Source organism: Pseudoalteromonas sp. TP27 (genome assembly GCF_056470645.1).
In genome coordinates, this window is record NZ_JARDAK010000002.1 from 455252 (window position 1) to 478929 (window position 23678).

The window sequence follows — 23678 nt, forward strand, 5'->3', positions numbered from 1 at the left end:
TGCTGAACTATTTTATTTCTACGCGCTGAGAGCGCATAACAATCTCGTCATTTAATTCAATACCAAGACCGGGCTCTTCTGATACTTCAAAAAAGCCATTTTTAGGTTGTGGATCTTGCAAACATAACTCGCGGTTCCACTTTTTAATCGCATAAGTATGATGCTCATGAATCAAAAAGTTAGGGATAGCCGTTTCTAAGTGCAGTGATGCTGCTGTTGCAACAGGTCCGCCACATACGTGGGCTTGAATACGCACATCAAAAATATCGGCGTAGTCACATACCTTTTTAGTTTCGGTAAAACCACCACATAAACCAATATCTGGTTGTAGAACATCAATACTTTGATCTTCTAAGTACGGACGCACACCCCAGCGATTATACAAACGTTCACCACCAGCAATAGGCACAGATACTTTATCGGCTACTTTTGCGTGTAATGAGTGGTTTAAGTAGTTAACTGGCTCTTCAAAATACATACAGTCAAACTCTTGTGCAATTTCACCCAACTGAATGGCTGTTGTAACACCTGGTAAACTGTGGCATTCAAAAATAATGTCTACTTCGTCGCCCACTGCTTCGCGAATAGCTTGCATGCGCGCGCGGTATAGTTTCATTTCAGTACGTGAGATTATTTTTGTACGGTCGTAATAAGTATTGCCGTCTTTATCATACTGAATTGGATCTACTTTTACTGCATCGTAACCTTCGGCCATCGCCTTTAAGGCAGCTTCTGCATATTCTTGCGGTTGTACTAGCGCTTTAAATTCGCTATCCCAGTCAAACTGTAATTGCGATGCGTAGGTACGTAGTTTATCGTTAACTTTACCGCCTAGTAATTGGTATACAGGTAAACCAAGCGCTTTACCTTTAATATCCCAAAGCGCGGTATCTATTGCACTCATTGCTGCGTATACGACAGGTCCGCCGCCTAAGCCCCAAAAGCTCTCACGCAGCATACGTGACCATAGTTTTTCGGTTTGAAACGGGTCATGGCCGATTAAAAAGGCATCAGCCATTTCTTTAATCATGGCTGCGGCTGCGCTGTGACCTAAATCGTAAGCAAGGCCCGCTTCGCCAACACCACTAATACCTTCATCAGTATGAATACGAACAAAAACAGGTGTCCAAGAAGGTCTATCAGGACAGTGAATATCAAATACTTCAACGCGATTTACTTTCATTAAAATTCCTTATTAACCGCTATGGGTTATTTTGCAAAACTAGGGTCAAGTCGATACGCTTTACGTAACATAGCAGGCCACGCAAGTTGCCCGCCAGTGCTACCACTGTGTACTACGTTTGCTTGATTATAAATATTGTCGATTATAGGTTGCGGTACTTCAATAACCTCTTGCGAGCTTGATTGTAGCGCTAATTGAATTTCACACGCTCGCTGTAAATCATAAAAACGCATAAACGCATCACCTACCGTTGGGCCTACTGTTAAGCCACCGTGGTTTACCAATAACATATGGTTAGTGTTGCCTAAATCGTCTTGCAGCACTTTTCTCTCATCGTCATTTACCGCAAGCCCTTCGTAGCCATGGTAAGAAAGCGATGGCAGTGAAAACATTGAATACTGGCTAAGTGGTAATAAACCGTTTTTTTGTGTCGCTACAGCGATTGTTTCTTTGGTATGAAGGTGAATAACGCAATGCGCATCTTCGCGCACTTCGTGAATCGCACTGTGAATAGTAAAGCCGGCTGGATTAATACTAAATGGCGTATCGTCAATAATATTACCGGCAAGGTCTACCTTCACTAAATTAGAGGCGGTTACTTCATCAAAAGTTAAACCAAAAGCATTCACTAAGTAATGATCGGTACCAGGCAAACGTGCCGATAAATGCGTATAAATTAAATCGCCCCAACGAAAGTGATCTACCAACCTATAGCAGGCAGCTAAATCAACACGCAGTTGCCACTCTTGTTCTGATACTTTATTTTTTAAATCTAGTTTGGGTAAATCAAACATATTAAGCCTTTTAAAAACCGTACATTACTAGCATATATAATACTAACCTGCATAAATCTTTGATCAATTTAACGAATTAAATTGCACTATAACGTCGTTAAAAATTTTTTATTTAGAACAACTAGATACAAAAATTTTTGCCTAGTTCTAGCGTAATTTTCTTAACATTAAATAGACCCCATATATAAACAGATTGGTATAAATAGATGTTTAGAAGTCTAAAGCAGTCTTTATTTTATAGCAAACACCAAACAAAACAGCCACACTATTGTGTGGCTGTTTATGGTATTTATAAAGCTAAATAACTGCGTAAATTATTTTACGTTAGCTAGATAATCTGCAATTGCTTCAAACTCTTCATCAGTTACCGTTGCAACCATTGCTTTCATTGCCATAGTCATACCGTTATTACGTGCACCTGATTTAATGTCTTTCATTTGCGCTACTAAGTAGTCTTTGTTTTGACCGTTTAGTTTAGGGTACATTCCCATAATTGGTGCTTTACCTTCAGCGCCATGACAGGTTTGACAATTTTTAGCGGTATAAAGTGTAGCGCCATCGGCAGCTGCTGCATTAAACGAGAAACTTGCGGCCAAAGTAATGCCCGCGCCTAATAGTAGTGTTTTCATCTTGCTCATTGTATTTACTCTTCTTTTTTGACGGTTAGAAAAATTGATTTATTGATTGTAGTAAACAATCAAATAAAAAGCATACGTACGAAACGACGCTAGACGATCAACATCACCAAAAACTGCTAACTCGTTTCTACTCATATTTGCCTACACTAGCAAACAAAGATGAGCTTACACTTAATAGCCTATTACCACACTATATCATCTGGTACTTCAAAGTCTGCGTATGGATCATCTTCGTCTTTTGGTTTGTTTTCAGGCTCCACATGAAAAACAATATACTTTTCGTCAACTTCAGCCACTTTACGTGCTGGTTCGTCGTCTAGTACGTAAAATTGGCCTTCTAGTACACAAATAGCTAAACGACCGCCCGATAACGCTTTTTGCGTTTTCTCGTTCACGTCTAGGTTTTTTACTTTGTTTTGATAAGTAAAATTAAATGTGCGCTCACCACGAATAGCGTCTTGATTGTGGTGCTCTAAAATTTGTTTAACACGCGCTTCTTGCTCGCGTTGCTTTAAGCTCACTTGGCGTGTTTGGTTAAGCTCTTCAGCTTTTTTTTGCTGCTCTAGCTTGGTTTGTTGTATATGCTTTTGCAGATCACTTGGGTTACTAGTAGCCCCTTTCTTTTGCTTTTTTTGTTGCTTACGCTTTTCTGATTTAGCAACTTTAGCATTATGCGATGTTGTTAATCCTGCTTGAAGCAATTGGTCTTGTAATGAACCCATGGCTTTGTTCCACTAAAAACTAATATTAGGGTTATTTTAATCACCAACGAGTGCAAATAACAGCGCTATCGACATTAATCTAACAAACTAATTAAAACAAACCATGATATGGCGCAAAGAGCATGGTTTTAATTATCAATTAAAACCAATTTTTAATACAATGTCACGTAACCAATCAGCAAATGTATAAGCCATATAATGCGTTTACCTCATCTACTCATTTGCTCGGTATTTATATTTTTTGTACTTTATGCACCACAACCTCTACTTAGCCTTTTTGCAAGCGAATTTAATGTAGCCCCTGCGGTAGCTGGCAGCTTAATGACTGCAACTATGCTGCCTTTAGCTATTGCCCCGCTCGTCTATGGTTTATTTTTGGCAAAAAGAAATCCATTACTTATATTACGTATTGCAATGGTGTTTTTAGGGCTTAGCTGCTTACTTTTTATATATGTACCTAGCTTTGAGCTTTTGCTATTGGTTAGATTTTTACAAGGCCTAACGCTTCCAGCAGCCTTAACTGCAATGACTAGTTATATAGGCATGAGTTATAGCGCTGATACACTTCAAAAAAATATGACTCTGTATATTGGTAGCAGTATAGTTGGAGGCTACTTTGGCCGTGTCCTCGCAGCTTTATTTAGCGATTTATGGAATTGGCAGAGCTTTTACTACGTTATTGCTTTTATGCTTATTTTTTTAGCTTTAACAATCAAACATTCTCAATTTTCGAACCCAGCAACAAAGTCTCAGCTTTCGCCACTGGACTACATTAAACAACTTAAAAAAGGCGCTGTACTTAAAGTTTACGGTGCCGTTTTTTGTATGTTTTTTTGCTTTGCTGCACTACTTAATTACTTACCGTTTATATTGCAAAATACGTTTTTAATAACAAATACTCGCGACATAGGTTTAGTTTACAGTGGCTATTTAATTGGGGCTCTTGCCTCGATTGCCGCGCCTTGGTTACTTAAAAAAGTCCCTTCTCCTTGGCATTTATTAACTGCTACCTTTAGTTTTTATAGCGTGAGTATTATTTTACTAATGAGCCACCAGCTCAGCTTATTTTTAATCGCATTTACTTTATTTTGCGGTGCAATGTTTGTGATTCACTCAACCGCAGCGCCGCTCGTTAATAAAATAAGCAAAGCACCACCCAGTGTGACCAATGGCGGGTATGTATCGTTTTATTACAGTGGTGGAGCGCTTGGCTCGTTATTACCCGGTGTGGTGTACCAACATCATGGGCAAACAGCGTTTATGTTTACGCTGCTTGCTGTTTGCTTATGTGGTTTATTGCTAATTTTGTGGGCTTATTTTGAGGGTAAAAATACAACGCGTGGCTGATGTTTTGTGTGATTAAAAAATGTGTTTAAGTCAGCTTTACTAAGCAACCATGTTTGAGTGTTCTCAAACGGATGACAATGAAACAACTCTCCATGCCAAATCTCTTGATCAACCCATAAGCTTACTTCGTTTTGCTTATCATTTAAAAGAGCCAACATTGATACACACCCAGGCGCTACTTTTAAATACTTAGCTAATCGATCGCTTGAAGCAAATCCTAAACGCGAAAGCCCCTGCTGCTTTGACAATGTCTTTAAGTCGAGTTGCTTATCGTGCGCAGTAATTACTAAAAAGTGTCGCTTACCTTCGTTATCACGCAAAAATAGGTTTTTAAGACGAGTACCCGGGCGTTCAACCATAAACTCATCAGCCGCTAAGCTCGTGTGTAGCGGTGGATGTTCTATCAGATCGTAATTAATATCTAGGTGCGTTAAAAGCGCTGCTAACTTGGTTTTATCAGCATACATATTATAAACAACGCCCTCTTAATTGTACGCTTAGGTCTCGCCATAAAACTTCACTTACTTCGTGTTTATTATCGCAATACTGGCGCTCTTTTAACTCTTGGTTTAATAACTCAACAGCTTGATCTTCTAACTGCAGTTTTAGCACACTTGACTCTTCAAAATGCTCTTGCTCAATATACTGCTTAACTTCACCACGGCTTGGTCTGTTGTTAGGACCACGGTCTAGGTTAAAGTTTTCACGATTTTTAGCTTTTACCGAAACAACATAAGCAAAAAGTTTATTGCCTTGCTCATCTTGCCTTTCGTGAAACTGTTTATTATTTATTTCAAAAGGAGGACCGTCATTTGAGGCACAACCAGCGAGTAAAACCATAAGCGCTAGAACACATTTTTTCATTGTTTTTTATCGTTTTAGTTTTGAATTAAGCCGAGTCTAACAAAAATTGACGTAAACAGTGAAAATTTACGAAAAAATACTTGACCAAATTTATAAAAAAACTTAAAGTTCGTCCCGCTTGGAACTCAGCAGCCAAGCAGTTACATTATTATATGTAACTTAGGAATGTGGGGCTATAGCTCAGCTGGGAGAGCGCCTGCCTTGCACGCAGGAGGTCAGCAGTTCGATCCTGCTTAGCTCCACCACTTTCCTACTCCTTTTTAAAGTCATTTTATTCTTCTGTTTTTTCCTTGTTTTAACTATTTTCAAACACCCTACTATTACAATTTTTCATTTTATATAATTTTAAATTTATCCGTTCAACTTGTGTCTTTACAAGTTCTTAGCTATACATAATGTCACACACATCAATACTTTAGGCTTAACATGGACAATCCTAAACGTACCACGCTAAAGAAGCTCGCTATGATTGGGTTAACGGCCGGAGCTATTACGCATGCGCCTTATGTTTTTGCCCGAAAAAAAGTGACGTTAAGGGTGCTTGGAACTCATGTAACGCTCCAAGAAGCTATTCGCAAACAAGCGATGAGCGACCTAGGTCTTAATATTGAATTTGCCCCCGCAGGTAGCGCCGCAGTATTACAAAAAGCCTCTATGGCCCCCGGCTCATTCGATTTATACGAGCAATGGTCTAACAGTATAAATGTGCTTTGGAATGCAGGTTCCATACAACCAATAGAAAAAAAACGGCTCACTTATTTTAATGAAATAAACCCACTGACGAAAACGGGTAAGCTAACCGAAACAGCAAATATTGGTGCCGGTGATGCACCTTACAAACTATTAAATGTTCAACCTGATGGCACATTAAGCGCACAAGAAAGCGATCATATTAGCTTTTTACCTTATGTGCATAATGTTGACTCTTTTGGTTACAACACCGATTTTATTAAGCCCGGTATAGCCTACGAAACAGAAAGCTGGAGTTGGCTGCTTGATGACGAGAACAGAGGTAAAGTAGCTATCGTAAATGCGCCTACTATTGGGTTATTCGACTTAGCGCTTGCGGCTCAAAGTAAAGGACTTATAAAGTTTAACGATATAGGTGCAATAACCCGCACAGAACTTGATAGATTATTTAGCATATTACTCGACTTTAAACGCCAAGGTCACTTTAGCGGCTATTGGAACTCAGTTCCCGAGTCAATTGAGTTTATGAAAAGTAAACGTGCCCATATAGAAAGTATGTTTTCGCCTGCAGTTGCAGCCTTAAACAGCCAAAACGTTAATGTACGCTTTGCTGCTCCAAAAGAAGGGTACAGAGGCTGGCATGGTGTTATGTGCTTATCATCACAAACGCAAAATAGCGTAAAAGATGCAGCTTACGATTATATGAACTGGTGGCTTTCGGGCTGGCCAGGCGCTTTTATCGCTCGCCAAGGTTATTACATTAGTAATCCACAGCGCTCTAAACTACTACTATCTCCGGCTGAATGGGATTACTGGTACGGTGGAAAAGTAACAAACGTAGATTTATTAAATACCAATGGCGAAGTAGCAGTAAAAGCGGGTGAGCAGCGTAATGGCGGTAGTTACCATAAACGCTTTAGCAATGTAGCAGTATGGAATACAGTTATGCCAACCTATGACTACAGCTTGCAAAAATGGTATGAGTTGATTAGCCGATAATGATAATAAATTCTATTAAATCAAAAATAATTTTAGCCTTATGCTTACTTGTTGGGCTACTTCTTTTGCAAAGTTACCTATTTAACTATTCGCAAAACGCTTTACTTAGCTTACAACAATCTCAGCATAATGCGCTAATTCAAAGCGAAGCTGTGAACCACTTAGAAAACGATATTATTTCCCTGCAAGGGCATGCAGTTTCATTTATTGACAATGCAAATGAAAATACGATTACCAAATTTAATTTTTATTTAAATAAGGCAAATTTGAATCTTGAACAACTAAAAGCAAGCACCTTAAACCACGCACCAGAACACAGTAACTCATTAATTCGCCTTGGCGAGTATTTAAATAGTTATCAAGATACATTTGGCCAAGTTGTCATAAACAGAAAGAAACGTGAACATCTTTACACTACTCAATTTAAACAACCTATTGATGACCTACAAGTAACAATTAGTGATTTAGAAGAGTCTTCAAACAATAGCAATAAAGTTATTTTTAACGATGTTTTACTTACAATTAGTAATTTAAAACACGCAGCGGTAAGTTACCTCTATAAACCTAATTTTGATGAAGCACAAAATGTTAAACAAAACTTAGATCACTTATATAAAAAGCTAACGAGCACTTCGATAATTAATGAATCATTTTCTAATAAAGCAGTAAATTTAAAACAAGCTTACAACCAACTTGTACTGCTTACCCGCAGCTACACTTTTTCTGTAAATGTAGTTTTAACAGGTATAGAAAACGAATTACTATACTTAACAAATGAAATTAAAAACATAGAAAAAAACAAACTAGTTAAAACTGAAGATAAGCTAAGTAATCACTTAACTACAAATACAGAGCAAGCGAATATATTTGCCGCTTTAATTATGTCGATCATTTTATTTTTAAGCTATTTTATTTTTAGATCGGTTATAAAACCGATTACTCAACTCACTTTATTACTTAAAGATATGAATAACGAAAAGCCCGTAACTATTTCTAATTACAGCCAAAATCAAACTGAAATAGCATCGGTAATAAAAGCAGCTAATGCTTTATATCTAAAAAATAAGCAAACCAAAGAGCTACTCAACGAAACTCGTGTATTAAATTCACAAATGGAGGCAATGAATGCCGATCTAACGAGTGCTATGCAGCAAACCGATAAAGCCAATAAAACAAAAATAGATTTTGTAGCTAACATGAGCCATGAGCTTCGCACTCCAATGAATGGTATATTAGGCATGCTGCAACTTTTACAAAGTAGCGAACTTCCTTCAAGACAAAAGCACTATGCAGATAAAGCCTTTTCAAGCGCTCAAAACCTATTACAAATCTTAAATAATATTTTAGATTTCTCTAAGCTAGAATCTGACAAAGTTCAGTTAGAGCAAATCCCGTTTACCTTACATACTATTGTTTCTAACGTTCAAAATTTGTTTTCAACTAATGCAAAACAAAAAGGCTTAGGATTAAACTTTATTTTACATGTAGATGCGGGCCTTGAACTTATTGGCGATCCCATGCACCTAAACCAAATAATTAATAATTGTGTAGGCAACGCAATTAAATTTACAGAGCATGGTGAAGTATCATTAATTATAGAAGCAACATCTCAACACGAAAAAATAATAAACCTACGCTTTAGTATAAAAGATACCGGAATTGGAATGACAGAAGATCAATCAAAAATTATATTTCAATCTTTCTCACAAGGTGATTCGAGCACAACAAGGAAGTACGGCGGTACCGGTTTAGGACTCACTATAAGCAAACAATTAGCTAAACTGCTTGGCGGAGATATTCAAGTAAGAAGCACTATTAATCAAGGTAGCGAGTTTTTCTTTACTCTACCCTTTACCTTATCTGAGCAGCAAAAACTTAAAAAACATGCCCTATTAATTAGCCCCGATAATGAGCAAATTAAAAAATTAATGGACTTGCTAAGTGATATAAATATAACAACAGAAACAACACAAGAACCATTAAGAGCCATTGCTAAAATGTCTCAGCCCAATAGTCCATTTAGTATTGTAATAATGTCTATAGAACAAAAAGAGCTCAACGATAACTTTATTTTACAGCAACTGTACGCTAAAAATAAAAACGCTAATGAAAAACTGACGCTTATTTTGTTAATTACCGATGAAGAGTTCCCTGAACCAATTGCAAAAAATGAAAATATAGACATTATCATTATTGGTAATAAAAATAGCGAAGTAGAAGTATTAAGAAAGCTTTCACCTAGTAACTTTAAAGAAAAGCCATTAAAACCTCATCCTAAATTTTCTGGATTTAATGCACTGATTGTTGATGACAATAAAATTAATCAAGAAATAGCCTCAGCTCTTTTGGCCAGACTAGATATGACTGTAATCATTGCTGATAATGGACAAGAGGCTTTACAGAAAATAGATAAAAATGATATCGATATTATTTTTATGGATGTTCAAATGCCAGTTATGGATGGGCTAGAGGCAACAAGAATATTAAGAGAGCGAGGCTACAAAAACCCAATAATTGCAATTACTGCCGCCGCCGATCCTAGCGATAGAAAAGCAGCGTTTAGAGCGGGTATGGATGACTTTTTAGTCAAGCCAATTATTTTTGATGCGCTTTACAAAAGTATAGAAAAGCACCTACAAAGTAGCGAACCACTAAGTACTATAAACCTCCCATTAGCAAAAGAAAACTTAGAGAATAATGACGAATTATTAGTGAAATTATTTACTCAATTTGTCAACGATTACAATGACTTTCCGATTAAAGCTGATATATTAATCAAAAATGAAGAGTTCGAAAGCCTAACTCGACTCGTGCATACACTTAAAGGGTTAGCTGGTACATTAGGTTTGGAACTACTGGAACAAAGTACCCAAAGTATTGAGAAAAAATTAATTGATGGAAAAAGCATTAAATTATCCAACTTTACTGATCAATTAACACTCACGCTTTTTGCTGTAAAACAGTTTTTAGTAGCTGAAAACCTAATAAAAGAGCATATACAATTACAGGAACTAGGAAGTGAAGATTCAGTTATTGATGATATATATTCATTAGCATTAACGGCTCGTCCAATACCTAGTAGTTTGATTAGGCAATTAGACAGAAATCAGTACGATCGAGACCATCCTTTATTTAAGCTCAAAGAAGCTATCGATAATTTTAACTACGCGTTAGTAATTGAGCTAATTGATAACTATAGAAACGATAATAAAAATTAGGCATAACCACCAACCTGAACTAGATTTAATGTTGCAAAGAACGCAAAGAAGGATAGATAGTGCATTCAAATTATCTTGCAAATGGCAATGGATTAACTGCAGAGCAAAAACAAAAACCTTTAATTCTTATTGTTGATGACGAACCTAGTAATTTACACGTATTAGTTGAAGGACTTTTAACTGATTATGACGTACGTATTTCTACAAGTGGTGAACAAGCCCTCGTATTTGTTGAGTCAACACGTCCAGATTTAATTTTGCTCGATATAATGATGCCGGGCATGGATGGCTATGAAGTCTGTAATATACTTAAAGCTAAACAGAACACGAAAGGGATCCCTGTCATATTTGTAACGGCGCTTACCGAAGAGGAGTCTGAAGAAAAAGGCTTTGCCATGGGCGCAATTGATTACATACATAAGCCTTATAAATTAGCACTCGTTAGAGCGCGTATTCGTACCCACATTACAGCGCAAGGCATGCTAGATAGGTTAATAGAAAAAAACTTTGATCTGCACGATAAACTCCTCGAAATAGAATCGCTTGCATTAGAATTAAGTGAGCGTGAAGAAGAACTCAAACAGCTTTCTTCAAAACAAAAATTATTTTATCAAGCTTTAACAGGCACTGCAGATGGCGTTGTTATTACAGATAGTGATGGCAAAATAATTGCTGTAAATCCCTCTTTCTGTCGTATTACAGGTTACTGTGAAGCTGATTCGCTGCAAATGCAGTTGCACGATATTAAACAAAATAATCATCCAAGTATTAGCTTTGATCAAGTTTGGCATCATGCAAATAGAGCGGGTTACTGGAGTGGTGAGCTGGTAACAAGACGAAAAAATGGCGAGCTTTATCCCGAATTACTAACTCTCAGTATGGTTAAAGGCGATCAAGATACAAACGTACATTACATTGGTGTATTTAGCGATATATCGAGCTTAAAAGTCACTCAAGAACGAATAGATTACCTAACATGGCATGATGAACTTACAGGCCTACCTAATCGAAATGGATTTTTAAAACAATTAGAACAACAGCTCCAAGTCTGCACCTCTGAAAAAAATTACGCTTATATTTACATTATTGATATAGATAGCTTCCACTCAATTAACGATGGTTTAGGCTTACTTGCCGGCGATAAAATACTAAAAGAGCTTACTAAGCGTGTTCATTCCCATCTTGATAAAAAAGATATTATTGCTCGTTTAGGCAGTGATGAATTTGCAGTGTTGTGTACACTTGATAAAGGTATAGGCCGAACTAGAGCTCAAATAGTTGCCCAGAGAAAAGCACAAGAGTTATTAATTACCGTAAATCAGCCTTTCTTTGTTGATGAACAAGAAATAAGCTTAACTGTGAGTATTGGCACGTATATTTTCCCTCGAGAAGATCAGTGGGAAAGCGCTATTGAAACCATTCGAAACTGCGAAGCTGCTTGTTACAAAGCAAAAGAGAAAGGGGGTAACAGAATTACCTTTTTTGATACCTCATTTGGCGAGCAAGCAAAGCGTCGTTTTGAAATTGAGCAAGATTTGCGTAAAGCAATTACGCAAAATGAACTTTCCCTTTATCTACAATCTCAATTTGATAGAAATCATAAACTTAAAGGTGCTGAGGTTTTATTACGGTGGGAACATCCCCAAAAAGGGTTTATTAGCCCAGGGGAGTTTATATCGATTGCTGAAGAGTCTGATATTATTTATGATTTGGATTGCTGGGTCAGCTCAAACGCTCTAAAAATCTTAACGCAGATTAGTAAAACACACCCTGATTTAAACTTATCTATAAATATAAGTGGACGCCACTTTCATGAGCCACGCTTTTTAGACTTCATCAGCAATAAAATAGAACAATATGGGATTAATCCTCAACAGCTGACTATTGAAATTATTGAAGGGACTTTACTTAATCATATGGAAGCAGCCATTAGCGCTGTCCATCGTCTTAAAAAGTTAGGTGTAAGAGTATCAATTGATGACTTTGGTACTGGATATTCGAGCTTAACTTACCTAAAACAATTACCAATACAAGAACTAAAAATAGACCGTTCTTTTGTTTTAGAGGCACCTAGCGATAATAATGATAAATTAATTATTGATATGATTGTAAACTTAGGCCGTGTATTTGAACTCGAAATAGTGGCTGAAGGTGTGGAAAATCAATCTCACTTTGATTTATTTAAAGAATACCCTGAAGTAATATTACAAGGCTACCATTTGCATAAACCTGAACCTGCAAATGACTGGCTTGATAAATTAAATTAAATTAAATTAATTACAGAGTAGTCTAAAAACCAAAAAGCCAAGCATTTTCATGCTCGGCTTTTTAATAGAATTAAGCCTTAGTCGTTATCCGCGAACTTGGCCTACCCCATTAACTAAATACTTTTCAGTAGTTAACGACTCAAGCCCCATTGGACCGTAAGCATGAAGCTTAGAAGTTGCTATACCAATCTCTGCACCTAACCCTAGTTGTGAGCCATCAGAAAAGCGAGATGACGCATTAACCATCACTACAGAAGCATCAACACTGCGTTGGAATAACTCTGCAGCAGCTTCGTTTTTAGTACAAATTACTTCAGTATGGTTTGAACCAAACTGGGCAATGTGCTCAACCGCTGCCGTAAAGCTTGGAACAACGCGAATAGCGATTTCTAAGTCTAGGTATTCTTCACCAAATTCGTTATCGGCTAAAACAGTTGCGTTATCAAAGTATTTAGCTGCAAAACTGTCTGCGTTTATTTTTACACCTTCTTGGCGTAATACGACGGCACACAGATTTAAAAATTCATCTGCAACATCTTGATGAACGACTAAGCCTTCGAGTGCATTACAAACACCCGTACGTTGTGTTTTACCATTAAGTAGTAAGTTGAGCGCGATTTCTAGATCTGCATCTTTATCAACATAAAGATGGCAAACACCTTTGTAGTGCTGAATTACAGGAATCGTACTGTTTTCGGTAACAAAGTTAATTAAACCTTCGCCGCCACGTGGAATGATTAAATCAATACTTTCACGTTGCTGCATTAGTTCCATTAATAGTGCGCGGTCCGGATCTGGAATCACTGAAATAAGTGATACCGGTAAGTTATGCTTTTCAAGCACGCTGTGCATTACGCTTGCAATAGCTTGTGAGCTTTTAAGGGCTTCTTTACCGCCTCGTAAAATAACACCATTACCCGATTTAAAACATAATGCGCCGGCGTCCGCTGTAACATTTGGGCGTGCTTCGTAAATCATACATACAACGCCAAGAGGTACGCGCATTTTACGAATTTTAATACCATTTGGACGCTCTGTGATGTCACGTAGCTGACCAACAGGATCATCCAGGCTTACTATGACTTCAATGCCTTCAGCCATTGCTTCAATACGCTCATCGTTTAGCGTTAAGCGGTCAATCATTGAGGCTGCTAGGTTATTGTCGCGTGCTGCGCTTAAGTCACTTTCATTTTCTTTGATTATAAATGCTTTTTGCTCTCTTAGTGCCGCTGCCATTTCAACTAATACTTGGTTTTTAGTCTCGGTATCGAGTAAAGCAAGTGTATGTGCAGCTTTTGCTGCCTGACGTGAAATGTCCGTAATTAAACTCATGACTTCTCCAATAATGCGATATGTTTTTCAGATATAACTGGTCCAATTGAATCCTGCATTTTTTCGCTGAATTCACTCTGTTCGTTGTCTGCAATAAAGTTTAACAAACAGCTACTATAATTTGCGGTCGCTTTCGCCAAACGCGTACCATCTTCACTACGTACTAAAATGGTATCACCAACAGCAAATTCACCATGAACTTCCATGATTTCATCACCACGAATACATCCGCTTTCACCTTCTAGCGATTCGTCAAATGATCCATCAACAACAACTTCGCCTTGCTCGTTTGCTGTGTGTGTCATCCAGTGTACAGAATCTTGCATTGGTTTTTCGTACGGTAAAAATACGCTACCAGGGTTTTCTCCAGCGAGCAGCTTTGTAAATGTTTCTTCTTTAAAGCCGTTTATAATATAAGTCGCTATACCATGTGACGTTGCTTTTTCGGCTGCTTCTATTTTAGTTTTCATGCCACCAGTGCCAACAGCACTTGTTGCACATCCTGCCATAGCATAAATAGATTCATCAATTGATTTTATTTCAGGCAGTAACACGGCATCGTCGTGCAAATTAGGGTTTTTATCATACAACCCATCAACATCCGAAAATATTAATAACGCATCAGCATCTGCTGCTGCAGCTACCATTGCAGATAAATTATCATTATCACCCACTCGTAAATCATCGGTAGTAACAGCATCATTTTCATTGATGATTGGGAGCACACCATGCTCAAGTAAAGTGAACACAGTTTCGCGAATACTTTGGTAACGCTCACGGTCACGTAAATCGCCGTGCGTTAATAGTAACTGCGCAGAAGGAAAGTCAAAAAAGCGGTCCCACATGGCAATCATTTCTGTTTGGCCTGCTGCCGCCATTGCTTTTTTCATTACCACAGATCGAGGTTTGTCTGATGGGAATAAATGTGCGCCAGCCGCTACTGAACCAGATGATACTAAAATCACCTCTATTCCGCGGGCACGACAACGAACAATGAACTGTGCGATGGTTAATATGTAACGCGAACGGCAGCCATCTTGATCTGGTGCAATTAATGCACTACCTACTTTAAGTACGATACGTCGCCAATTTAACTTTTGCATAAATGCTCAACTTTCCATTTTATCTGCGCTCGCCTTAATTAGACGAGCTAAAACTAAGTAGCTAGGTTTAAAACATAGCTTCGAATTTTTCTTTTCATTTAGGCAACACTTTTTTACACACACGCGAAAACCATATCTAAAACGAGAGGCTTAGATTTAAGGTTAAGTACAAAGTAGTAACAACCCAATAATATTGAGCAGCACTAATCAAAAAATTTAAAAGTGTTGTTTATGCATCGCTGTAAAAAGCTGTGTGTGGCTTTTTTATTAACAACATACATAGAGCCTCTAAAGTCTGATACACCGACAGATAGGGTGAAGACCAAAGGACCGAGATTTAACCGCCACGATGGGGATTAAATATTGAAAGTAATAGTTCAACTCAAACCTTTATTTACTTAAATAATTAAATAAACTTGTTTAGCAAAACCATACCAAGAGTTCGGTAAATGATATTTTGTAGTGTTCTAACAGTAACAACAACACTAACACATGATTATAAAGATTAAATATGACGGCAAGATTAACAACGCCGGTTAGCCTTCAATAAACATAATTAGATGACTAATTATTAGAACACGAAGTATAATACGCTAAATACTCCTTTAAAATCAAGGTTAAAATTCGAACTAAGTAAATAAAACCACTTCTTTGTTATTATATTATTATTAAAATTCAACAAATTAAGTAATATACAGGCTTTAAAATAAGATAAATTAGCTCTAGCTAAATAATTTAAGCCTACTAATCTTTTATGAGCGGCTAAAATTGATTAGTAATATTTGAATTTCCCGTGTATACCCCTGTATTAATAATTAACAAAAGTTATACTTTCTAAACAAACCGTCATCAATAAGGAATTCTTAATCTATGTCAGCAATTTACATAGCCGGTATTGCACTTTGCTCTGTGCTTGCCCAATGGGTAGCGTGGGCTTTTAGAGTACCCGCTATTCTTTTTTTATTGCTTACTGGTCTTCTACTTGGGCCATTTAGTGGTGTACTAGACCCTGATGCACTTTTAGGTGATTTACTATTTCCTGTTGTATCACTAAGCGTTGCAGTCATTTTATTTGAAGGTTCACTCACTCTGCATTTCAGAGAGCTGAAAGGAATTGGGAAAGTTGTAAGAAACCTTTGCTCCATCGGTATGCTTACTACCTGTATTATTATTAGCTTAAGCGCCTACTGGTTACTTGAGCTAAATTGGCGTGTTGCTGCGGTTTTAGGTGCAGTGCTTGTTGTAACAGGCCCCACCGTTATAGCACCGTTATTAAACTCAATGCGCCCAACACAAGACATAGACCGCATTCTTCGCTGGGAAGGTATTGTAATAGACCCTATTGGCGCATTATTTGCCGTATTAGTATTTGAGGCCGTAATGCTTGTAGGCCAAGGCGAAGTATTTAGCCACACCATAATTGCTTTAGTTAAAACACTCGGCGTTGGTTTAAGTATTGGTGTTGCAGCTGGCTGGATCACAACGCTACTAATGCGCCGAGAGTGGTTACCATTTGAGTTACATAAGTTTGGTATTTTAGCTTTAGTACTTATTAGTTTTTCTGTATCAAACCACCTAAGCCATGAATCAGGTCTATTAGCAGTGACTGTATTTGGCATCTGGCTTGCGAACCAAGACGATTTAGAAATAGATTCTGTACTTGAGTTTAAAGAAGACTTGTCGATGATATTAATATCAACGCTGTTTATTTTACTTGCAGCACGCTTACAGCTTTCTGATTTAATGATGCTCGATAGCGATGTATTTATATTTTTAGCCATAGTACTTTTTATTGCACGCCCACTGTGTATAGCAATTTCGACCTTTGGCACAGACCTACCAATGAAGTCTCGCTTAGTACTCGCCTGGATAGCGCCTCGAGGCATCGTTGCTGCAGCTGTTGGGTCGGTATTTGCATTAAGCATGATGGAAGCAGGTGTTGCAGATGCTGAAAAAATGGTGCCACTGATATTTACAGTGATCATCATTACAGTTGTACTACAAAGCTTAACAGCCATTCCTGTTGCAAAGCTATTAGGTGTACGCCAGCCATCTCCAAACACTATATTAATTATTGGTGCAAACCATGTATCACGTGCAATTGGGCGTGGCTTACAAGAGCAAAATATTCCGGTTCACCTTTCAGACCCAGCATGGGAAAACTGTAGAATGGCGCGTATGGATGGCTTAGCGTGTTATTATGGTAATCCGCAATCAGAACATGCTGAACGCTATTTACCGTTAACCACTATTCGTAGTGTATTAGCCCTATCACCAAATCGTCATCATAATGCGCTAGGCGTTCAATACTTTTCGCATTTACTTAATGAAAAAAATGTATTTTCGCTTCGTTCATCAACGTCGCATGCAAAAGCAAATAAAGACAGCGCAACGTTTTTATCAAGACAAATACTGTTTGGCGACGAAGGATCGTATGCACGTTTAAGCAGCATTATTGCCAAGGGCGGTAAGGTCAGTTCAACACGTATCTCTGATGAATTCACCTGGGAGCAATACCTAGAAATGAATCCTGAGGCTATCCCTTTGTTTATTCTTAAAGGTGATAAAGATAGCGACGACGATACGCCAGTTAAGTTAAGACCTTTTACAATCAACATGGAAAAGCCGCCGCAAGAAGGCGAGCGCATTGTTGCATTGCAGCCACCTAAAATGTCGGTTTTAAAAGACCCACAACCAAAGGCTAAAGAAGAAAGTTAAACACTTTTACTACCTGTAAAAACTCAAAAACCCTAACTTAAAAAGTTAGGGTTTTGTTTTTAAAAGCCATTAAATTGGAAGCCGGGCGCGAGCAACCACACTATCAGGCATTTTTTGCGCTAACTTTGTCAGCGCTCGCTCAATTTTTTTATGAGTCGCTTTATCTGCCACCATCGAGTTAAATAGCCAACGGTATGCATCTTCAAAATCACGTGGGCTGCCATAACCATCATTAAATAATTTAACCAAACGTAGTTGTGCCTTTAAATTTCCTTGCGACGAGGCTTCACGCAAATATGTAATTGCCATTGCTTTATCTTGTTGAACTAAACGCCCGGTGTCGTAGTATCGCCCTAATTGCTCCAGTGCAGCCGCTAAGCCTTGCTCAGCTGCTTTTCGCATGTAATACACACCTAACTCTACATTTCGATCAACACACACACTATAAGCCAGCATGTCGCCATATAAGAATTGGTAAGACGGCAATGCCATTTTATTGGCTCGTGCTTCTATATCTTGCACTAACTGGCAGTCATCTGCCTTTACACGCGCTAAATGTGTATTTTTATTTATTAACGCAATTAGCTCAGATTCAGTGTACAGCGGCACTGCAGCTGGGCTTTCTGTAGCTAAGCTATTGGTTGATATAAATAAAGACAACGAAATTAACGAAAGCCTTAATACGCAATTACGAGAAAATAAACGCATGCTCACCACTTATAAAAATAAACTTATTAAATGATATACAAAGATCGTTCCAAGGTGAATTTTAGACACAAAAAAAGCTGCACTAGGCAGCTTTTTTATCTAACAGTAATTACGCAAACGGGTTGCGAAGTACCATTGTTTCTACGCGGTCAGGACCTGTAGAAATAATATCAATTGGAACACCCGTAATTTCTTCAATACGCTTGATGTAGTCAATCGCAGCTTTTGGTAAACCGTCAAGACTCGTTACACCAACAGTGTTTTCTGACCAACCTGGCATTTCTTCGTATACCGGTGTTACTTTATCGTAACCTTCAGCTGCTAATGGCGTTATGTTAGTAACAGTGCCATCTTCAAGCTTATAACCAGTACAGATTTTAAGTGTTTCTAAGCCATCTAAAACATCAAGCTTAGTTAAACAAAAACCTGAAATACTGTTGATTTGAACTGCACGGCGCATAGCCACTGCATCTAACCAACCAGTACGACGAAGTCGACCTGTTGTTGCGCCAAATTCATGACCTTTATCACCTAGGTGCTTACCAACCGGATCTTGTTTTTCAAGACCATCGTAAAGCTCTGTAGGGAAAGGACCTGAACCAACACGTGTAGTGTACGCTTTAATAATACCTAAAACGTAATCAAGGTTTAGTGGACCAAAACCAGCACCAGTCGCAACGCCACCAGCGGTAGTGTTTGAAGATGTTACATAAGGGTAAGTACCGTGATCGATATCAAGTAATGTACCTTGTGCACCTTCAAATAAAATGTTTTCGCCTGCTAAACGCGTTTGATCTAAAAGCTCAGTTACATCTACAACCATTGCTTTTAAGATATCTGCAACAGCCATTGCATCATCAAACGTTTTTTGAAAATCTACAGCATCTACTTTGTAGTAGTTAACTAAAGTGAAGTTATGGTATTCAAGAACTTCTTTTAATTTAGCTGCAAAAACTTCAGGATTAAATAAATCGCCTACGCGTAAACCACGGCGCGCCACTTTATCTTCGTACGCTGGACCAATACCACGGCCAGTTGTACCAATTGGCTTATCGCCACGAGCAGTTTCGCGGGCTACATCTAATGCAACATGGAAAGGCAAGATTAGTGGACATGCTTCGCTTATTAAAAGACGCTCGCGTACAGGTACGCCGCGTTCTTCAAGCATGCCAATTTCTCTCATTAGCGCTTCTGGTGATAAAACTACACCATTACCAATCACACATTTAACATTGTCACGTAATACACCCGATGGAATAAGGTGTAGAACCGTCTTTTCACCTTCGATAACTAAAGTATGACCCGCATTGTGGCCACCTTGATAACGAACTACTAAAGATGCTTTGTCTGTAAGGAGATCAACTACCTTACCCTTTCCTTCGTCACCCCATTGGGTGCCTAATACAACAACGTTTTTACCCATCGTAAATTCACTTAGAGAAAATTAGGACGAGATTTTACCAGAAAACTAAAGTAAAGATCACCCCTGTTCAGCTTATTTTTTCTGCTCGCAACTGTTCTATCAAAATATCAGCTAATAACCACATAAATAACAGTGATTTAAAGCACTAGATTACATTTAACAAAAAGCCCCGCAAATGCGAGGCTTTTTAACTTTTAAATAATTAAGGTAAAGCTTATTGAGCTTTAGCACCTTTCATATATTGGAAGAAGTCGCTATCTGGTGAAAGTACCATAACGTCTTGCTTATCTTTAAAAGTCTTTTTGTAAGCTTCAAGCGAACGTACAAAACTAAAGAACTCAGGGTCTTTGTTATACGCGTTAGCATAGATGCCTGCGGCATCAGCATCGCCTTGACCACGTACAGAACGCGCATTACGCTCTGCATCGGCAAGCATTACTGTAACGCGACGGTCAACACCCGCACGAATAGTCTCGGCTTTTTCCTGACCTTCAGAACGGTGCTCTTTTGCAACAGCAGTACGCTCAGCGCGCATACGTTGGTAAATAGAGCTACTTACTTCTTGTGGTAGGTTAATTTGCTTAACACGTACGTCTAACACTTCAATTCCTAGCTCACGCGCGCTTTCAGAAGCTTGTACTAACGCTTCTTCCATTAACTCGCTACGCTCACCTGATACAATTTCGCGAATTGTACGTGTACCAAAGTTTGTACGAAGACCATTGTTTACTTTTTGCTTAAGTAGTGTTTCAGCATATTGCTTATCACCACGGGCACGTAAGTAAAAAGCACTAAAGTCGTTAACGCGCCATTTTACAAACGAATCAACTATTAAGTCTTTTTTCTCACTAGTAACAAAGCGGTCTGGTGCACCATCTAGCGTTTGAATACGTGCATCAATGCGACGCACTTGGCTAAAAAATGGCACCTTAAATTGCAGGCCTGGACCATATACAATCGCTTTATCGTCGCTATCTTTTTGTACTTTACTGAATAACATTACAATTGCTTTTTGCCCTTCAGGTACAACAAATACCGACGAGAAAGACATAACAATGGCAGCTAATAGTATTACTAAACTAAAGTTTTTCATTATGATTATCTCCCATCATTAAAGCGGTCGTTGTTAAAGCGGTCATTACCACTGTTAACAGAGCTATTGCGTGACGTATTTACCTTATTACGTAAATCTTGAATATCACTTGAGCTTGGAAGTGCAACGCGTGTTGCTGTCCCTTGCTTATCCATGATCTTATCAAGTGGTAAATAAATCATGTTATTACCGCCTTTCACATCAACCAGTACTTTAGAGCTGCTACCTAACACTTCTTCCATTGCATCAATGTATAAGCGCTCACGAGTAACTTCTTTAGCTGCTTGATATTCAGGTAATAGCTTTTCAAAGCGAGCTACCTCACCTTGCGCTTCTAATGTAATACGTTCTTGGTAACCTTCAGCTTCTTGAGTCATACGCGTTACTTGACCACGAGCACGCGGTTCAATTTCACGAGCATATGCTTCTGCTTCACGGATGAAACGTTCTTCATCTTCTTGTGCAGCAATCGCATCATCAAATGCATCTTTAACTTCAGTTGGCGGACGAGAATCTTTAAAGTTCACGTCAGTCACAATTAAGCCTAAGTTATATGGTTCGATGATCTTATTAAGCTCATCCCATGTATTTTGACGAACAACCTCACGGCCATTAGTTAATACTTGGTCCATTTTTGCATGTCCAACAACATAACGCAGAGCACTATCAAGCGCTTCTTCTAAGCTACTATCAGCGTTAGTTACGCTAAATTGATAAAGGTATGGGTCAATAACACGGTACTGCACCTGAAACTCAACGCTTACTACGTTTTCGTCTTCAGTAAGCATAAAACCAGAAGCCGATAATGAACGAACTGCTTCAATATCTACTGGGATTACCGTTTCAATGAATGTCATTTTCCAACGCAGACCAGGATCAGCAATTCGGTCATATTTACCAAATTGAAGAACCACACCACGCTCGGCTTCTTTAACCGTATAAATACCACTTAACGCCCATACAATAACGGCGATAATAAGTATGAATGAAATACCGGCTCCGCCAAGTCCACCGCCGCTACCATTGCCGGATTTTTTCCCGCCAAATAAGCCGCCGAACTTGTTACTAAACTTGCGGAACACCTCGTCTAAATCAGGTGGGCCTTGATCACGTCCGCCTTTATTATTCCACGGATCTTTGTCATTGCCATTATTACCCGGTTCATTCCAGGCCATAGCTATACTCCATTGTTATCTAAATAAATTAGGAAATTGTGTTAAATCTAACAAATCTACCGCGTTTCTCATACAAAAACCGACATTAAAACGTCAATTTTTAATCTTGGTAGATAAAACCAGCAATTTCAGGACCAAATTCTTTAATTAAACGATTCCACTCAACCATTGGCATTCTAACATCTAACAGCCAATTACCTTGCTCATCAAATCGCTCTTCATGTACTGCATTTAAACTGAACAATGCAGCTCTTAGGCGACCATACAATGGCGTAAGAAATAATGTTTCGTTAAACATCTTCTTAGCAAGTAGCTCACTAATAGCCTCACTAAGTAGTTCACACCCTTCACCAGTCTGAGCGCTAAGCCATACCCTTATAGGTTGGCCTTCGTCATCTCGATCAATACGTGGGCTTACGTTATCCAGCGCATCAATTTTATTATAAATTAATAGCTGTGGTACTTCATCGGCTTCAATTTCTTTAAGCACCGATTGTACTTGTTCAATATTTTCTTGAAGACGAGAGTCTGCTGCGTCAATTACATGCAACTGTAAATCAGCTTCGCGAGTTTCAGTAAGCGTAGCTTTAAAAGCAGCAACTAAGTCATGCGGTAAATGACGAATAAAGCCCACTGTATCAGCCAAAATAACAGGACCAACATCACCCAATTCAAGCTTACGTAAGGTAGGGTCAAGCGTTGCAAATAACTGATCCGCCGCGTATACGTCTGAATCTGTAATACGATTGAATAACGTAGATTTACCCGCGTTAGTGTACCCTACTAACGATACCGTAGGTATTTCATTACGCGTACGGGCTCGCCTACCTTGTTCGCGCTGCACAGCCACTTTAGCTAAACGCGCACGGATATTTTGAATACGAGCTCGAAGTAATCGTCTATCTGTTTCAAGTTGGGTTTCGCCAGGTCCACGTAAACCAATCCCGCCTTTTTGGCGTTCCAGATGGGTCCAGCCTCGAATTAATCGAGTCGACATATGACGAAGTTGCGCCAGTTCAACTTGCAGCTTACCCTCATGGGTGCGTGCACGTTGGGCAAAAATATCAAGAATTAGTGTCGTTCTATCAAGCACGCGACACTGACAAACACGCTCTAAATTACGCTCTTGTGATGGTCTGAGTTGATGATTAAAAATTACGACATCTGCATTGTGGATTTTAACAATCTCAGCTATTTCTTCTGCTTTACCGGTACCGACGAATAGTTTCGGATGTGGTGCTTGACGGCTGCCTTGCACAACCGCCAAACTACTAACACCAGCAGAAGATACCAACATTTCTAATTCATGAAGATCTTCACGATCTCCTTCCTTAGGCAAGTCGATATGAACTAAAATTGCATGTTCGCCGGATTCATAGCGGTCAAACAAACATTATGCTCCTA

Annotated in this window: 18 protein-coding genes and 1 tRNA gene; 6 read left to right on the plus strand and 13 right to left on the minus strand. The window is 38.6% G+C overall.

What is annotated here, in order from left to right; translation table 11 throughout:
* Window positions 1-7 precede the first annotated feature (7 nt).
* The 4 genes from PX700_RS04390 to PX700_RS04405 all read right to left on the minus strand — a co-directional run bounded on the left by PX700_RS04390 (window position 8) and on the right by PX700_RS04405 (window position 3337).
* Window positions 8-1183, minus strand: coding sequence for a mandelate racemase/muconate lactonizing enzyme family protein (locus PX700_RS04390; RefSeq protein WP_193154963.1), 1176 nt, complete (start codon window positions 1181-1183; stop codon window positions 8-10).
* 26 nt (window positions 1184-1209) lie between these two features.
* The gene (locus PX700_RS04395; RefSeq protein WP_479519970.1) at window positions 1210-1977 is read right to left on the minus strand and encodes a class II aldolase/adducin family protein; all 768 of its coding nucleotides are present in this window, start codon (window positions 1975-1977) and stop codon (window positions 1210-1212) included.
* Between the two features lie 314 nt (window positions 1978-2291).
* Window positions 2292-2615: a c-type cytochrome gene (locus PX700_RS04400; RefSeq protein ID WP_024600212.1), complete on the minus strand. Its 324-nt coding sequence runs from the start codon at window positions 2613-2615 to the stop codon at window positions 2292-2294.
* Between the two features lie 182 nt (window positions 2616-2797).
* Complete coding sequence (locus PX700_RS04405) at window positions 2798-3337, minus strand: DUF2058 domain-containing protein (protein WP_197178055.1); 540 nt, start codon at window positions 3335-3337, stop codon at window positions 2798-2800.
* Between the two features lie 198 nt (window positions 3338-3535).
* Here PX700_RS04405 and PX700_RS04410 point away from each other — a divergent pair, with 198 nt between their 5' ends.
* Complete coding sequence (locus tag PX700_RS04410) at window positions 3536-4684, plus strand: MFS transporter (RefSeq protein WP_479519971.1); 1149 nt, start codon at window positions 3536-3538, stop codon at window positions 4682-4684.
* Here PX700_RS04410 and PX700_RS04415 read toward each other — a convergent pair.
* On the minus strand, window positions 4651-5151 hold the full coding sequence (locus tag PX700_RS04415) for a prolyl-tRNA synthetase associated domain-containing protein (protein ID WP_479519972.1): 501 nt from the start codon (window positions 5149-5151) through the stop codon (window positions 4651-4653). The genes PX700_RS04410 and PX700_RS04415 overlap by 34 nt on opposite strands.
* A 1-nt stretch (window position 5152) precedes the next feature.
* Complete coding sequence (locus PX700_RS04420; RefSeq protein WP_197178058.1) at window positions 5153-5548, minus strand: putative periplasmic lipoprotein; 396 nt, start codon at window positions 5546-5548, stop codon at window positions 5153-5155.
* Window positions 5549-5717: 169 nt separating this feature from the next.
* Between PX700_RS04420 and PX700_RS04425 the strand changes: the two genes are divergently transcribed.
* The 4 genes from PX700_RS04425 to PX700_RS04440 all read left to right on the plus strand — a co-directional run bounded on the left by PX700_RS04425 (window position 5718) and on the right by PX700_RS04440 (window position 12722).
* A tRNA-Ala gene (locus PX700_RS04425) sits at window positions 5718-5793 on the plus strand.
* Between the two features lie 181 nt (window positions 5794-5974).
* Window positions 5975-7237 (plus strand): ABC transporter substrate-binding protein, encoded by a 1263-nt coding sequence (locus PX700_RS04430; protein ID WP_415637380.1) that lies wholly within the window; start codon window positions 5975-5977, stop codon window positions 7235-7237.
* Window positions 7237-10455: a response regulator gene (locus tag PX700_RS04435; RefSeq protein ID WP_479519973.1), complete on the plus strand. Its 3219-nt coding sequence runs from the start codon at window positions 7237-7239 to the stop codon at window positions 10453-10455. The genes PX700_RS04430 and PX700_RS04435 overlap by 1 nt, the downstream gene beginning before the upstream one ends.
* A gap of 59 nt (window positions 10456-10514) precedes the next feature.
* Complete coding sequence (locus PX700_RS04440) at window positions 10515-12722, plus strand: two-component system response regulator (protein WP_479519974.1); 2208 nt, start codon at window positions 10515-10517, stop codon at window positions 12720-12722.
* An 84-nt stretch (window positions 12723-12806) separates the two neighbouring features.
* Here PX700_RS04440 and PX700_RS04445 read toward each other — a convergent pair whose 3' ends face one another.
* Both PX700_RS04445 and proB read right to left on the minus strand, forming a co-directional pair.
* Window positions 12807-14054: a glutamate-5-semialdehyde dehydrogenase gene (locus PX700_RS04445; RefSeq protein ID WP_149593763.1), complete on the minus strand. Its 1248-nt coding sequence runs from the start codon at window positions 14052-14054 to the stop codon at window positions 12807-12809.
* On the minus strand, window positions 14051-15157 hold the full coding sequence (proB, locus tag PX700_RS04450; RefSeq protein WP_024600220.1) for a glutamate 5-kinase: 1107 nt from the start codon (window positions 15155-15157) through the stop codon (window positions 14051-14053). The genes PX700_RS04445 and proB overlap by 4 nt, the downstream gene beginning before the upstream one ends.
* An 870-nt stretch (window positions 15158-16027) precedes the next feature.
* Here proB and PX700_RS04455 point away from each other — a divergent pair.
* The gene (locus tag PX700_RS04455; protein WP_479519975.1) at window positions 16028-17875 is read left to right on the plus strand and encodes a cation:proton antiporter; all 1848 of its coding nucleotides are present in this window, start codon (window positions 16028-16030) and stop codon (window positions 17873-17875) included.
* Between the two features lie 69 nt (window positions 17876-17944).
* Here PX700_RS04455 and PX700_RS04460 read toward each other — a convergent pair whose 3' ends face one another.
* The 5 genes from PX700_RS04460 to hflX all read right to left on the minus strand — a co-directional run bounded on the left by PX700_RS04460 (window position 17945) and on the right by hflX (window position 23664).
* A complete protein-coding gene (locus PX700_RS04460; protein WP_197178061.1) occupies window positions 17945-18583 on the minus strand; it encodes a tetratricopeptide repeat protein in 639 nt (212 codons plus the stop codon).
* 109 nt (window positions 18584-18692) lie between these two features.
* Complete coding sequence (locus PX700_RS04465) at window positions 18693-20006, minus strand: adenylosuccinate synthase (RefSeq protein ID WP_024600222.1); 1314 nt, start codon at window positions 20004-20006, stop codon at window positions 18693-18695.
* A 214-nt stretch (window positions 20007-20220) separates the two neighbouring features.
* Window positions 20221-21099, minus strand: a complete 879-nt coding sequence (hflC, locus tag PX700_RS04470) for a protease modulator HflC (protein WP_002957880.1) — start codon at window positions 21097-21099, stop codon at window positions 20221-20223.
* 5 nt (window positions 21100-21104) lie between these two features.
* On the minus strand, window positions 21105-22274 hold the full coding sequence (gene hflK, locus PX700_RS04475; protein ID WP_166420414.1) for an FtsH protease activity modulator HflK: 1170 nt from the start codon (window positions 22272-22274) through the stop codon (window positions 21105-21107).
* 100 nt (window positions 22275-22374) lie between these two features.
* A complete protein-coding gene (gene hflX / locus PX700_RS04480; RefSeq protein WP_479519976.1) occupies window positions 22375-23664 on the minus strand; it encodes a ribosome rescue GTPase HflX in 1290 nt (429 codons plus the stop codon).
* Window positions 23665-23678: the final 14 nt, after the last annotated feature.